Raw genomic sequence first — 14399 nt, 5'->3', positions numbered from 1 at the left:
CTGTCAGCGTTTCCTGAGGCGCAGATGTTGCGTTCGTGTTTCATTTGTTACATCGGGGTTGACCTGAGGAGAACGATGAAGAGACCTGCGATCGGCGCAGTCGTGGCCGGCTCGGCCCTGCTGCTCAGCGGCTTGTCCGCCGGCGCCCAGGCGGTCGAGCCGCCAGCTGCCAAGGCGACGCCCGCCACCACCACGACCGGCACGAGCTCGGGGACCAAGGCGAACGTCTGGGTGACCACCCCGGACCGCGCCGAGCTGCTGCACCAGCGCGCCCCTGTGGCTTTCACCAAGGGGCAGAGCGCGCAGACGACCATCACGGTCGACCCCAGTACGAAGTACCAGACGATGGATGGCTTCGGCGCCTCGATCACCGACTCGTCGGCCGCGGTGCTCTACCAGCTGACGCCTGCCGTGCGGGAGCAGACGCTGCGCTCGCTGTTCGATCGCAACCAGGGGATCGGGGTGAGCTTCCTCCGTCAGGTCCTCGGCTCGTCCGACTTCACCGCGGCCCCGCAGCACTACACGTACGACGACGTCCCGGCCGGGCAGACCGACTTCCCGCTGCGGCACTTCAGCATCGCCCACGACCAGGCAAAGATCCTGCCGCTGGCCCGCCGGGCCAAGCAGCTCAACCCGTCCCTCAAGGTGATGGCGACGCCGTGGAGCCCGCCGGCCTGGATGAAGACCGGCGACTCGCTGGTCGGTGGCCGGCTCAAGGACGATCCGAAGATCTACAACGCCTACGCGCGCTACCTGGTGAAGTTCGTGAAGGCGTACGAAGCGGCCGGCGTCCCGGTGGACTTCCTCTCGATCCAGAACGAGCCGCAGAACCGCAAGCCGAGCGGCTACCCGGGCACCGACATGCCGGTCCGCCAGGCGGCCGCGGTGATCGAGCAGCTCGGCCCGATGCTGCGCGCGGTCAGCCCGCGGACCAAGATCCTCGGCTACGACCACAACTGGACCACCCACCCGGGTGACGTCAACGGCACCCCGCCCGGCGAGGACCCGGAGACCGACTACCCGTACCAGCTGCTCGACAGCCCGGCCGGCAAGTGGATCGCCGGTACGGCGTACCACTGCTACTCCGGCAACCCGAGCGACCAGACCGCCCTGCAGAAGACCTTCCCGAACAAGGGCATCTGGTTCACCGAGTGCTCCGGCTCGCACGGCGCCGACGACACCCCGCCGCAGATCTTCCGCGGCACGCTGACCTGGCACGCGCGCACCCTGATGCTCGGTACCACCCGCAACTGGGCCAAGTCGGTCGTGAACTGGAACATCGCGCTGGACGACAAGGGCGGCCCGTACAACGGCGGCTGCACCACCTGCACCGGGCTCGTCACCGTGCAGCCGGACGGCACGGTGAGCACCGACGCGGAGTACTACACGATCGGGCACCTGTCGAAGTTCGTCCGCACGGGTGCGCAGCGGATCGCCAGTACGTCGTACGGGACGACCGGGTGGAACGGGCAGCTCATGTCGTCCGCCTTCCGCAACCCGGACGGCTCGACCGCACTGGTTGTCCACAACGAGAACGACGACCCGCGGACCTTCGCGGTGGCTGTCGGCGACCAGTCCTTCGAGTACACGCTGCCTGGCGGCTCGATCGGGACGTTCACCTGGGACCGGTCCCCCAAGACGTCGCTGACTCCGGTGTCGCTGGACGGCGCGACGGCTTCCGCAGTACCGGCTGCTGATGCTGCACTCGCCTTTGACGCCGACGGTTCCACTGTCTGGCAGTCGAAGGCAGCGCAGGCTGCCGACCAGTACGTGCAGGTCGACCTCGGTATGGCGAAGCAGTTCCGCCGGATCGCGATCGACAGCGGCGGCAATGCTGGTGACTACGCCCGCGGCTGGCAGGTGTCGACCAGCTTCGACGGCACCACCTGGCGGCCACTGGCCTCCGGTACGGGCACTGGGCAGCTCACCAATGTCGACGTGAAGCAGACCCGAGCCCGCTACGTGCGGATCGCGTCGACTGGCACGGCCGGCAACTGGTGGTCCCTTGCCGACGTGAGGCTCTACAACTGAGCCTCGATCCACGCTGCAACGGCGCCGGCCTTCTGGTTGTCTCTGGCAATGAGCTGGAGACCTACCGGGAGGCCGGCGGTCTGTAGTGGCAGGGTGATCGCGGGGAAGCCGGTGAGGTTGGCCAGCCGGGTGTTCTGCATCAGCCTCGGCCGGACGTCAGCTGCGTCGAGTAGTGGAGCAACGATCGGCACTGTGGGCAGGAGGACGGCGTCGACCTCGTGCAACAGCTCGGACAGCTGCTCGGTCAGGTCGGCAGCTGCGGCCCGTGCCTGGACATACCGCCAGGCTGGGACCTCTGCCGCCTCACGGAGTCGCAACTGCACATCAGGCTGGTACTGCGTGATGTCTCGACCCATGTGGTTGGCAACAGCCTCTGGCCCTTGCAGGTCAACCCCGGCTCGCAGGGTGGCCTGCCAGTCCGGCAGCTCTACTTCGACGGTCTCCAGCTTCGCCAACGCTCGGGACCACGCCTCACCAACCTGCACGTCGATCTCCCGGTACTGCGGGTTGCCCGCCACCCCTAGTCGAGGCGCCTGCGTCAGCGGCGCAGTAGCCGAGTTGGAGAGCACATCGATGGCGTAAGCCGCATCGGCAACCGAATTGGTCAGCACGCCTACCTGGTCAAGGCTCTGGGCCAGTGGGAACACCCCGTCGACCGGCAGCGAGTGCCGGCTCGCCTTGAAGCCGACCACCCCGCACAGGGCAGCTGGCATCCGCACTGACCCCGCAGTGTCAGTGCCGATCGCCAACGGCACCACCCCGGCAGCCACTGCGGCCGCGGCACCCGAGCTCGAGCCGCCAGTCATCCGGGTCTGGTCATGCGGGTTGAGGCAAGGCCCGACGCGGTTCGACGTACCGGTGCAGCCGTAGGCGAACTCATGAGAGTGACTGAGCCCGATGATCACGGCACCGGCCGCGCGCAAGCGGAGTACCACCTCGGCGTCGGCCGTCGCGAGGCCGTCCATCGAAGCCGAGCCGCAGCGGTACGGCATACCGGCGACCTGGATGATCTCCTTGACCAGCACAGGGATGCCTGCCAGCGGCCCGGTCAGGTGTTGCCTTGCCGCTGCTCTGGCTCCCTCGGCGTCCAGGTGGACGACCGCATTCAGCTCAGCTGTGTCGACGGCTCGCTGCAAGGCCTGCTCGACCAGGGCGACCGGATCCAGCTCACCGGCGCGGACGGCGGCAGCGGTCGCCTCTAGGGTCATCTGCCCATCAGATCACCTCGACTGTCGAGCTGCCGCGCGCAGTACGGACCTGGTAGCTGGTGTCGACGCCGGCGTTGGCATGCAACTTGTCCACAGCTCGGTAGGAGAGGGTCGCGTCGTCCTGCGTCACCTCGAGTACGCCGTACCCGTGCTGGCGCATGTCGACCTGCTTGAGATGCGGGTTGTACTGCAGCCGCTTCTGCTCCTCCGCCTTCGCGCCGGTGACGCCCTTGGTGTCGCCGGTGTTGGTGGACGACACGGACGGTACGACGAACTCGACACCTGCCCGCCGCGTCCCGCCGGGGTTGCCCGGCGTACCGGGTGCGAAGCCGGTGTCCCACAGCTCGCCGGAGAACGTGTCGTGGTCGTCGCCGGTCACCACGACCAGGTCGGACACCCGCTCGGCGGCGAGCGACAGCAGCTCGGTGCGCTCGGCGCCGTACCCGTCCCAGGTGTCCATGAAGGCGCGTTCGCCGGCCGCGCCGGTGACCATGCCCATCATCATGTTCGGGTTGGCGAGCACCTTCCAGCGAGCGCCTGACGAACGCAGTCCATCCTCGAGCCAGCTCTTCTGGGCGGCTCCGAGCATGCTGCGGCCGGGGGCGTCCGCCGCCTCGCAGATGATGCTGCCGCCGTCGTCACACGGCTGGTCGTCCTTGTACTGCCGGTTGTCGATGGCGAACAGCTCGACGGTCCGGCCGAGCTTGAGCGACCGGTAGGTCCGCGTCATGTCGCCGCTGTAGCGCGGTACCGGCATCCGCTCGAACCAGGCGTGCCAGGCGGCGCTCTTCTTCTCCTGGAAGAACAGCTCCGGCAGCGTCCAGTTGTCCTTGCTGTAGTTGTTGCGGAACTCGTGGTCGTCCCACAGCGGCAGGAACGCGTGCTGCGCGTGCATCGCCTTGAGGTTCGGGTCGCTGCGATAGAGCGTGTACTTCGCCCGCATCGTCGGCAGGATCTGTGGATAAAGGTTGAGATCGATCCCCCGGACGCCGGGCACGGTGGCCTCGTAGACGTAGTCGCCGAGGCAGACCACCAGGTCGAGATCCTCGGCGGCGAGGTGGCGGTGCGTCGCGTAGTACCCCTCGGTGAAGCCTTGGCAGGTGAAGAAGCCGATCCGGACCGGCTGGTTGGAGTCGGCCGGCCGCAGGGTCTGGAAGCGGCCGACCGGGCTGACGGAGTCCTTGCCGCGGAACTGATAGAAGTACTCCGCTCCGGCGGCGAGCCCGGTCGCCTGGAAGTGCACGCAGCCGTCCCACTGCTTCTCCGCGATCACCGTCTGGACGATCTCCGGGCGGCCCAGGTCGCGCTGCTTCGAGACCACGATCGCCAACTCGGCATCCCCGTCGAACAGGCCGCGCGGCACCCGGGTCCACAGCGTCGCGCCATCGGTCCGCGGAACTCCGGCCATGATCCCTTCGGGGAAGGTGGCGCCCCGGACGAGCGTCGGCGAGGCATCGGCGGCGGTGCGGAGCAACGGAGTACCGGTGGCGCTCCAGGCGGTGGCCGGAGCTGCTGCGGTGACACCGGCGACGCCCAAAGCGCCGAGAACGGTCCTGCGGGTGAGGTCAGCCATGGAGAAATACTGAAAGGTAATGATGAATCTGGGAAGACCTCAGCGCAACCGATTGGTGACAGTCGGTAGACCTGACCAAAGCCCGCCGGATCAGTCGGGGAGGTCGAGCACCAGGTTCTCGCCGTCGCGGTGGAAGCCGAGCTTCTTCAGGTAGCCGGCCGAGTCGCGCATCCGCGGTGGGGCCATCACCTGGTGGAAGCCGTGGTCGGTGAAGACGTCGCTGCGGCGGTAGACGAACTCGCCGGGGGTGAAGTCGCGGTACTTCGGCAGGACGTAGTCGAGGTCGATCTGGGCCCGGCCGGAGCCGGCGTCGTGGGCCAGCACCACGCCGATGGTGCGCTCGCCGCGCTGGACCAGGAAGGCGTACGGGCTGGCGGCCTTGGTGAAACCCGGATTGAACTTGCTGATGTCCCGCTGATGCTCGGCCAGCACGTGGCCGAGGTACGCGTCGGCGCTGTTGACCTCCAGTACGGCGTACTCGAGGTCGTCGTGGCGGTGCCGGAGCAGACGCCACAGGTGCACCACGTTGATCACGGCGAGGACGGCGTTCATGCCGACCATCGGCCAGACCGGGATGGCGAGGTTGAAGCCGACCAGCACGATGCAGCCGACCAGGTTCAGCACGCGCAGGCGCAGGATCCGGGTCTGCAGCAACGACACGACGACGAGCGCCGAGCCGCCCCACCCGATGATGCTCAAGAGGTCCACGCCGTGAGACTAGACCAGACGGCACAGTGGACTGGTCAGGCCAGACTGGGACTGTGACCCACCTCGTGCAGTTGAACGACGCGCCGCTCGCACTCGACGACCCAGGGTTGCTGACCGCGACGACCTACGGCCACTTCACCTCGATGCAGGTCCGCGCCGGCCGGGTCCGCGGTCTCGACCTGCACCTGGACCGCCTCGACCGCAGCTCCCGTGAACTCTTCGGCCACGGCGTCAGCCCGGATCGCATCCGCGGCCACCTCCGTACTGCGCTCGCCAGCTCGGCGTCGGCTGACCTGTCGATCCGCGTCACCGCCTTCAGCCGGGACAAAGCCTTCCTCGACGGCCCGGTCGAGCCCGACCTGCTGATCACGGTCACCGATCCGATCGAGCCCACGACCGAACCGCCCCGCCTGCTCGCCGTCGAGCACGAGCGCGCTGCCCCGCATCTCAAGCACACGGGCACCTTCACGCTCACCCACGAGATCCGCCGCGCCCGCCTGGCCGGCTACGACGACGCGCTTTTCTACGACCGAACCGGCCACGTCTCAGAGGCGTCGATCTGGAACATCTGCTTCGTCGCAGCCGACGGCCGACTGGTCTGGCCCGCGGGGCCGGCGCTGCCCGGTATCGCGATGCTGACCCTGCAGGCGGGTCTCGACGCGCTGAATGTTGCACGTGAAACTGTCGACATTCCACTGACCGCCCTCGGTGACTACCGGGCCGCCTACCTGACCAACTCGATCGACCCCGCGCTGCCGGTCGCTTCGATCACCACGCCGAGCGGCACTACGCAGTACGGGGTGGATCGAGAATCGGCCGACCAGATCGCAACGGCCTACGAAGAGATACCGCTGCAGGAGATCTAGCGGGCGTTCCACCACTCCAGGAGCTTCTCGCGCGCGGCTTCCTCGCCCAGTGGACCTTCGTCCATCCGGAGCTCCATCAGGTACTTGTAGGCCTCGCCCACCTCGCGGCCCGGTCCTATGGCCAGGATCTGCATGATCTGGTTGCCGTCGAGGTCGGGCCGGAGCGAGTCGAGCTCCTCCTGCTCCTGCAGCCGCTCGATCCGCTTCTCCAGATCGTCGTACGCCGACCGCAGGGCATCCGCCTTGCGCTTGTTGCGGGTCGTGCAGTCGGCGCGGGTCAGCACGTGCAGGCGGCCGAGCAGGTCGCCGGCGTCACGCACGTACCGGCGTACGGCGGAATCGGTCCACTCGCCGGTGCCGTACCCGTGGAAGCGCAGGTGCAACTCGACCAGCTTGCCGACCTGGTCGATCTGCTCGTTGCTGAACCGCAGCGCCTTCATCCGCTTCTTGGCCAGCTTCGCGCCGACCACGTCGTGGTGGTGGAAGGTGACCTTGCCGGCGCCTTCGAACCGGCGGGTCTTCGGCTTTCCGATGTCGTGGATCAGCGCGGCGAACCGGACCACGAAGTCCGGTACCTCGACGCCGATCCGGGACTCCAGGTCGATCGCCTGCTCGAGCACGATCAGCGAGTGCTCGTAGACGTCCTTGTGCCGGTGGTGCTCGTCCAGCTCCAGCCGCAGCGCGGGCAGCTCGGGCAGCACGTGGTCGGCCAGCCCGGTGGCGACCAGCAGGTCCAGCCCGATCCGCGGGTACGGCGCGCAGACCAGCTTGATCAGCTCGTCGCGGACCCGCTCGGCCGACACGATCGTGATCCGCTCGGCCATCGCCGTCATCGCGGCCACCACCCCGGCGTCCGGGGTGAAGCCGAGCTGGGCGGCGAACCGGGCCGCCCGCATCATCCGCAGCGGGTCGTCGGAGAACGAGTCCTCGGGCGACCCGGGAGTCCGGATCACCTTGTTGGCGACGTCCTCGATCCCACCGAACGGGTCGACGAACTGGTGCGACGGGAGCAGCACCGCCATCGCGTTCATCGCGAAGTCGCGCCGGGCCAGATCGCCCTGCAGGTTGTCGCCGTAGGCAACCTCCGGCTTGCGCGAGGTGGGATCGTAGGACTCCGACCTGTACGTGGTGATCTCGAGAACCCAGTCACCCTTCCGACAACCGATGGTGCCGAAGGCCTTGCCGATGTCCCACACGTGGTCCGCCCAGCCGGCCAGCAACCGCTCCACCGCGTCCGGACGGGCCGAGGTGGCGAAGTCGAGATCCTTGCTCCCGCGACCGAGCAGAATGTCCCGGACCGGACCGCCGACCAGGGCGATCTCGTGGCCGGCGTCGGCGAACCGGCTGCCGAGTTCGTCGACCACCGGGGCGATCTTCAGCAGTGACTGGACACCTTGCCGCTGGACGGCGGACAACGATCCGGCAGAGGCTGAGCGGTCGGGAGTAGAGGACACGGGGAACTAGGTTACGGTGACGGCGTGTTGAGACGGCGACTGAGGCTCCCCGCGGCCGCGGGTGCGAGCCTGTTGATCGTTGCGTCGTCGGCTGTGCTGGCCTCGACGCAGGCGATCGCGGCCCCGGCGGAGGACAACCCGCTGGTGGACGTCACCATCGACTCGTTCATCCCGGCCGCCCCGATCCCCGGCCAGGCCGTCACCATCACCGGCCGGGTCACCAACACCAGCCAGACCACCTTCCAGAACTCGCAGGCCAACGCCTGTATCAAGCGGGAACGGCTCTCGACGGCGGCGGCGGTCGCGGCCATCCCGACCGAGCTCGACGTCCCGATGCAGGACCGCAACGACTGCGCGGGGCTGACCAACCCCGAGGGCACCACGCTGCAGCGGTACGACGCTCCGCTGGCCCCCAAGGCCTCGGTCGCGTTCAAGCTGGTGGTGCCGTGGAGCGAGTGGAAGATCTCGAGCCAGCCCGGCGTCTACTCGGTCGGCGTCCGGTTCCGCGGCGACGTCACCAAGATCAACCGCACCACCGCGGGCCTGAGCCGGATCCTGATGCCGGTGGTGGCCAAGACCCCACCGCGCAAGGTGAACACAGCGCTGGTGGTGCCACTGACCCACCGGCCCACCCTGCTCGGCGAGCGGCTCTTCACGAACGAGTCGCTGGCCCAGTCGATGGCCCCCAACGGCTCGCTCGGCAAGCTGCTCGCGCTCCGCAAGAAGGGCCAGGTCAGCTGGCTGGTCGACCCCGCGATGATCGACGAAGCCCTGCTGATCGCCAACTCCGAGTCCTACCGGGTCGCATCCGGCCCAGGCCGCAGCAAGCCTGGTACCGGTCGCCAGTTGGTCAAGGCCTGGCTGGACGCCTTCGACGAGAGCCGCCAGAACACCCCCGTCGTCCTGCTCCCGTACGGCGACCCGGACGTCACCAGCCTGGCTTCGGCGACTCCGACGATGAAGCAGATCGTCTCCAACTCGCGGACCCGGAGCGCGGGGTACGACCTGCGCGGGAAGTCCCCGAGCAACCCGACCGGCCTCTGGCTCGACGGCGGTGACGTGTCCGCCAAGACGCTGGACGCCGGCGCCTTCGGCTTCGCCGGTCTGCGCGGGGACGACATCAATCTGGTGCAGAGCTCCGCCTGGGCCGCCGACGAGCGGCCGAACCTGCAGCCCAGCCCGTACCAGCGGATCCTGACCCCGGACAGTCCGGCGCCGAAGCACGTCAAGGCCGTCATCGCGGACTCCACGCTGCTCGCGGGCGGCCCCGACCCGGCGACCGCTCAGCAGCCACTGCAGTTGCGGCAGCGGTTCGCCGCCGAGACCTCCCTGCTCGCAAGCACCGGGACCGGAGCGGCCACTGTCGCGGTCGTCCCGCCGCGCGGCTGGGACTCCGATGACGCTGCGCCGCTCTCCGCCGTACTCGACGCGATGGCCACCCCCTGGATCACCCCGGTGGGCATCGACAAGGTCGCCGTCGGCACCGGAACGCTCGGCGAACCCAAGGCGACCACCAAGCTCCCCGCCGCACCTGCCGAGTCGACCGGGCTGAACAGCGGCCAGCTGACCGGCATCCAAGGCCTGGTCGGCGCCACCGCGACGTACGACGCCCTGCTGACTCAAGCCACTGCCACCGACAGCCGCAACCGGATGTCGGAAGCCCTGATGCGCTCGTCCTCCAGCGAGTGGACCGCCTTCCCGGACGAGGCCCAGCGTTACGTCTCGTACCAGCGGGGCGCGGTCGAGTCCCAGCTCAAGGCCGTCCACCTGGTCACCAACACGACCAAGAAGGGCCAGCAGCAGGGCATCAAGGTGAACCTGTCGGGCAGCAAGGGCAGCTTCCCGCTGACCGTCGAGAACGGTCTCGACGTCTCCATCCGGGTCGGGCTCGAGGTCACCGCGACCGGTAACCGCAACGACCTGCGGATCACCATCGAGCGCCCGTTGACCCTGTCGGCCGGTCAGAAGGGCACCTTCCAGGTGAAGGCGAGTGCCGAGCAGAACGGCCTCATCAACGCCAAGGCGCAGCTGGTCACGCTGGACAAGAAGCCGGTCGGCGAATCGCAGCAACTGGTGATCCAGGCCGCGCAGTACGGCAGTGTCGGCTGGATCCTGGTCGGCGCCGCGGTCGCCCTGCTGTTCGGCACGTCGATCGTCCGGATCTACCGGCGGGTCCGGTCCGAACGACGCAACCCGGCCAAGCCCGAGGGCGACGCGCTGAACCCGGCGCCGCTGACGGCCGAGGACCTCGCCCCCGCCCCGGACGAGCTCGAGAACCTGAAAGAAGGAGTCGGAACGAAGGATGGCTGACCGCACCCTGCGCTCCGCGGCGGTGATGGCAGCCGGAACAGTGCTGTCCCGCCTGCTCGGATTCGTTCGCATCGCCCTGCTCGCCGCCGCCATCGGGATCGAACTGCGCGGTGACATCTTCACCGCCGCCAACACGATCCCGAACAGCCTCTACATCCTGCTGGCCGGCGGCATCTTCAACACCGTGCTGGTGCCGCAGCTGGTCCGGGCGATCAAGAACCACGACGACGGCGGCCGCGACTTCACCAACCGGCTGCTCACCTTCGGCTTCATCGTGCTGGCCGTGGTCACCGTGCTCTGCGTGGTGCTGTCGCCGCTGATCGCCGAGCTCTACCTGCCGAAGGAGCTGCACGACCCGTCCCGCGCGCAGGAGCGGTCGGCGATGCTGATGTTCGTCCGGCTCTGCCTGCCGCAGATCTTCTTCTACGGCGCCTTCGTGCTGGTCGGCCAGGTGCTGAACGCGCGCCGCCGGTTCGGCCCGATGATGTGGGCGCCGATCGCGAACAACATCGTCGCCTGCGCCTCGATCGTCGCCTTCCTGTTCATCTACCGCACCGGCGACTCCCCGGCGACCTTCACCCACGGCGAGGAGCTGCTGCTGGGTCTGGGCCACACGCTCGGCATCGCAGTACAGCTGCTGGTGCTGCTGCCCTACCTGAAGGCCAGCGGCCACACCTACGTCCCCAAGTTCGGCCTGCGCGGTACTGGGCTCGGGCGGACCGCCAAGCAGGGCCTGTGGACGCTGCTGTTCGTCGCGGTGAACCAGGTGACCCTGGTCGTGGTCACCAAGCTCGCGATCGCCGGTAGCGCCTCCCAGGGCGACGGTTCCAAGGCAGGTCTGGTCGCCTACAGCACCGCCATGCTGATCATCCTGGTGCCGCACGGCATCGTCACGGTCTCGCTCGCGACGGCGGCGCTGCCGCAGATGTCGTCGCTGGCCTCCGAAGGCGATGTCACCGAGGTGGCCCGGCTCTCCGCCCGATCGATCCGGCAGACGCTGGCGATCGTCGTACCGTCGGCCGCCGCGATGGTCGCCTTCGCGCATCCGATCACCACAGTGATCTCCGGGTACGGCGCGGGCGCGGGCAACACGCAACTGATGGCCTACACCTTGATGACGCTCGCGCTGGGCATCGTCCCGTTCACGGTGCAGTACTTCCAACTGCGCACCTTCTACGCGTTCGAGGACACCCGGACCCCGTTCTTCCTGCAGTGCGTGATCGCGGCCACCAACATCGCGGCCGCCACCATCGGCGTCCGGGTGCTGCTCGACGAGGAACACCTCCGGTACTCCGGTGTGGTGCTCGGCGCGGCGTACTCGTTCTCCTACCTGGTGGCTGTGCTGATGTCCCGCCGGGTGCTGCTGCGCAAGGTGCCCCGGGTGGCCGGCGCGGGAATCGGGCTGCCGCTGGTCGCGATGGTGATCGCCGCCGTGGTCGGCGCCGGGATCAGCCGGGCGGTGCTCTCGCTGATCGAGTCGGTGACCGACTGGAAGGGACCGCTGGGCGCCGTGATCGAGCTCGGGATCGCCGGCCTCGTGATGCTCCCGGTGTACGTCGGGGTGGCGCGGGTACTGCGTATCCACGAGGTCACCGACGTGGTGTCCGCGGTCACAGCGAAGCTTCCGGGGCGGGGTCGCAGGTCCTGATCGGCCCGCTTGTGAGCTCGTGCATCACTTGTCCTGTCAGCGGGGCATTAGCATGGGGCCTGCGATCGGCCCGCCAACCGCTCGCAGCCGGTTCCGGGAGATTCGGAGCCGGAGCGGAGACGCAGGACGACCAGTGCATCGAGGAGGGCGAGAGACACCGTGTCGAACCAGACCGTCAGTCCTGGTGCCTTGCTCGCCGGCCGCTACCGAATCGCGGAGTTGCTCGCGGAGATCGACGGTGCGCGGGTCTGGCGAGCAGTGGACGAGGTCCTCAGCCGAGCCGTGGTCGTGGATGTCCTGCCAGTCGGCGACCCACGCACCAACCTGCTCTTCGACGCCGCCCGGCGCGCGGCTGCGGCGGCGGACCCGCGATTCCTGCGGGTGCTCGACTGCGACGTGCACGAAGGCGTCACGTACTGCGTCCGTGAGTGGGCCGGTGGCCGGCCCCTGGAGCGGATGCTCGGCACTGGACCACTGACCGGCCAGCAGGCCGGCTGGCTGGCCCGCGAGGTCTCCGAAGCACTGGAGAACCTGCACCGCACCGGCCACTCGCACGGCTCGATCAGCCCGTCGACCGTCGTCGTGACGGACGCCGGAGCGATCAAGGTCGTCGGCCTCGCCACCGAAGCCGCCTTGCGCTCCACCGGCCCTGGTAGTCCGGAGGAGGACGTCCGCGCGCTCGGTGAGCTGCTCTACGCCTCCCTGACCGGCCGCTGGCCAGGCCCGGCTCCCGCCTGGGGTCTGCAGCCCGCCCCGGTCGAGCACGGTCGGCTGATGAGCCCGCGCCAGGTCCGCGCCGGAGTACCGCGCTCCCTCGACGACATCTCGGACCGGCTGCTCGGCGACCCGCCGCGGCACCACTCCGCCCCGATCACCAGTGCGGCAGGCCTGTCCGCTGCGCTGTCCGGCGTCATTGGCAGTTCGCACGAGCCGCCGAACCAGATGGACGAGACGGTCGCGGTCGCCCGGCAGAACGGCAGCGTCGACGACGCCACCCAGATCGCGCCGGCCGTGCAGCCGCCGCCTGCGCTGGATCCGCCTGCGCCGCAGTACCAGCAGAGCGCGTACCCCGACCACAACGGTCACGCCGCGCCGCAACCGTCGTACGCGACCGCCGCCGAGACCGCCCCGGTACGCCGCCAGCCGGCCGCGCCGCAGAACGGCGGCCGCCGCAAGCCGCCGCCGGTCGACGAGCCGAAGCAGCGTGGCAGTTGGGGCGGCCGGATCCTGATTCTGCTCGCCGTACTGGCGCTGCTCTCCGTGGTCGCGATGGCGCAGTTCCTGGTGAAGGGCGCGATCAACAAGGACCAGGGCAACGACGGCAAGACCAGCGCACCGCCGCCCTCCAGCGCACCACCCGCGGCCTCCGGCACGCCGATCAAGATCGTCGGCGCCAAGGACTTCGACCCGGAGCCGAAGGGCAACGGCGAGGAGCACCCCGAGGACGTCGGCAACACCTACGACGGCAAGGCCAGCACCACCTGGACGACGATGTCCTACAAGAAGCGGCCCGATCTCGGTGGCACCAAGCCGGGCGTCGGAATCATCTACGACCTCGGCTCGGTGACCGACGTCGCCAAGGTGACGGTCAGCCTGGTCGGCGAGGGCACCAGCCTCGAGCTGATGATCCCGAAGGCCGATCCGGCGGTGTCGGCCCCGGCCGTCAGCGGCTGGAAGTCGGTCGCCGCGCTCAAGGATCAAGGCGCCCAGGCCGCGCTGACGCCGACCGCGCCGGTCAAGACGCAGTACGTGCTGGTCTGGCTGACCAGCCTGCCGAAGGACGGCAGCAGCTATCGCGGCGAGATCTCGGAGGTCTCGGTCCAGAAATGACCCACGACATCTCCCGGATCGGTCCGCCCGACGGCGGACCGGCGACCATGCCGCCCGCCGGGTACGACGCGATGGACGACCACGAGCTGCTCCGGCTGCACGTGTCGGGCAACCCGGACACCTTCGGCGTCCTGGTCAAGCGGCACCGCGACCGGATGTGGGCGGTGGCGATCCGCACCCTCGGCGAGCCCGAGGAGGCGGCCGACGCGCTGCAGGAGGCGTTCATTTCGGCGTTCCGCCGGGCCGACTCGTTCCGCGGCGACGCCAAGGTGACCACCTGGATGCACCGGATCGTGGTGAACGCCTGTCTGGACCGGATCCGTCGCCGGCAGGTCCGGCAGGCCGATCCGCTGCCCGAGGACGAGGACCGCGCGGCCGAGCTGGCCGGGCCGATCGAGGAGGACGCCGCCGAGGCCCGCGAGCGCCGGCTCGACGTGCTGAACGCGCTGAAGCAGATCAACGTCGACCAGCGCAGCGCGCTCGTCCTGGTCGACATGGAGGGCTACTCGATCGAGGAGGCGGCGGCGATCCTCGGTTGCGCTCCGGGCACGGTGAAGAGCCGGTGCGCCCGCGGCCGGGCCCGGCTGCTGCCGCTGCTCAAGCACTGGCAGACAACTCGCGGCGGATCCGACCTGCCCGCGAAGACCGCGGCAGAATCGGTGGGAACCGAATGACCTGCGGTCCCGTCGAAGCAGAGTCGCCATCCTGCGACCCCGTGATCGCCGACCGGAGCTTTTCACCGATGACCACTCTGCGCACCTCCCGTGAGGG

At 68.9% G+C, this 14399-nt stretch carries 10 protein-coding genes; 6 read left to right on the top strand and 4 right to left on the bottom strand.

The window, feature by feature from the left end:
- The first annotated feature begins 75 nt into the window (after nucleotides 1-75).
- Nucleotides 76-2031 carry a glycoside hydrolase family 30 beta sandwich domain-containing protein gene (locus tag AB0P21_RS32530; RefSeq protein WP_363701622.1) on the top strand — a complete coding sequence of 652 codons (1956 nt, stop codon included), beginning with the start codon at nucleotides 76-78 and terminating at the stop codon, nucleotides 2029-2031.
- On the opposite strand, the gene AB0P21_RS32525 is transcribed toward AB0P21_RS32530, so the two are convergent.
- The 3 genes from AB0P21_RS32525 to AB0P21_RS32515 form a co-directional block, all read right to left on the bottom strand.
- A complete protein-coding gene (locus tag AB0P21_RS32525) occupies nucleotides 2022-3239 on the bottom strand; it encodes an amidase (protein WP_363701620.1) in 1218 nt (405 codons plus the stop codon). The two genes, AB0P21_RS32530 and AB0P21_RS32525, sit on opposite strands and share 10 nt — an antisense overlap.
- Before the next feature lie 7 nt (nucleotides 3240-3246).
- On the bottom strand, nucleotides 3247-4812 hold the full coding sequence (locus AB0P21_RS32520) for an alkaline phosphatase D family protein (RefSeq protein WP_363701618.1): 1566 nt from the start codon (nucleotides 4810-4812) through the stop codon (nucleotides 3247-3249).
- A gap of 90 nt (nucleotides 4813-4902) precedes the next feature.
- Nucleotides 4903-5520, bottom strand: coding sequence for a hypothetical protein (locus tag AB0P21_RS32515; protein ID WP_363701616.1), 618 nt, complete (start codon nucleotides 5518-5520; stop codon nucleotides 4903-4905).
- Nucleotides 5521-5573: 53 nt separating this feature from the next.
- Here AB0P21_RS32515 and AB0P21_RS32510 point away from each other — a divergent pair, with 53 nt between their 5' ends.
- Nucleotides 5574-6386, top strand: coding sequence for an aminotransferase class IV (locus AB0P21_RS32510; RefSeq protein ID WP_363701614.1), 813 nt, complete (start codon nucleotides 5574-5576; stop codon nucleotides 6384-6386).
- Here AB0P21_RS32510 and AB0P21_RS32505 read toward each other — a convergent pair.
- Entirely contained in the window at nucleotides 6383-7801 is a 1419-nt protein-coding gene (locus AB0P21_RS32505) for a CCA tRNA nucleotidyltransferase (RefSeq protein WP_363702327.1), read from the bottom strand. The genes AB0P21_RS32510 and AB0P21_RS32505 overlap by 4 nt on opposite strands.
- A gap of 63 nt (nucleotides 7802-7864) precedes the next feature.
- Between AB0P21_RS32505 and AB0P21_RS32500 the strand changes: the two genes are divergently transcribed.
- From AB0P21_RS32500 to sigM, 4 genes are all read left to right on the top strand, one after another.
- Complete coding sequence (locus AB0P21_RS32500) at nucleotides 7865-10150, top strand: hypothetical protein (RefSeq protein WP_363701612.1); 2286 nt, start codon at nucleotides 7865-7867, stop codon at nucleotides 10148-10150.
- Nucleotides 10143-11798, top strand: coding sequence for a murein biosynthesis integral membrane protein MurJ (gene murJ, locus AB0P21_RS32495; RefSeq protein WP_363701610.1), 1656 nt, complete (start codon nucleotides 10143-10145; stop codon nucleotides 11796-11798). Before AB0P21_RS32500 ends, murJ begins: the two co-directional genes overlap by 8 nt.
- Before the next feature lie 159 nt (nucleotides 11799-11957).
- On the top strand, nucleotides 11958-13628 hold the full coding sequence (locus AB0P21_RS32490; protein ID WP_363701608.1) for a protein kinase family protein: 1671 nt from the start codon (nucleotides 11958-11960) through the stop codon (nucleotides 13626-13628).
- Nucleotides 13625-14302 (top strand): RNA polymerase sigma factor SigM, encoded by a 678-nt coding sequence (sigM, locus tag AB0P21_RS32485; RefSeq protein WP_363701606.1) that lies wholly within the window; start codon nucleotides 13625-13627, stop codon nucleotides 14300-14302. The genes AB0P21_RS32490 and sigM overlap by 4 nt, the downstream gene beginning before the upstream one ends.
- Nucleotides 14303-14399: the final 97 nt, after the last annotated feature.

It is taken from the genome of Kribbella sp. NPDC056861, from assembly GCF_040687575.1.
GTDB lineage: Bacteria > Actinomycetota > Actinomycetes > Propionibacteriales > Kribbellaceae > Kribbella.
This window is presented reverse-complemented; position numbering and strand designations above follow the sequence as displayed.

Bases quoted from the DNA above. Each gene is read 5' to 3' on its own strand.
- AB0P21_RS32530 (WP_363701622.1), top strand. From the start codon at position 76: ATGAAGAGACCTGCGATCGGCGCAGTCGTGGCCGGCTCGGCCCTGCTG.
- AB0P21_RS32520 (WP_363701618.1), bottom strand. From the start codon at position 4,812: ATGGCTGACCTCACCCGCAGGACCGTTCTCGGCGCTTTGGGCGTCGCC.
- murJ (WP_363701610.1), top strand. From the start codon at position 10,143: ATGGCTGACCGCACCCTGCGCTCCGCGGCGGTGATGGCAGCCGGAACA.
- AB0P21_RS32525 (WP_363701620.1), bottom strand. From the start codon at position 3,239: ATGACCCTAGAGGCGACCGCTGCCGCCGTCCGCGCCGGTGAGCTGGAT.
- sigM (WP_363701606.1), top strand. From the start codon at position 13,625: ATGACCCACGACATCTCCCGGATCGGTCCGCCCGACGGCGGACCGGCG.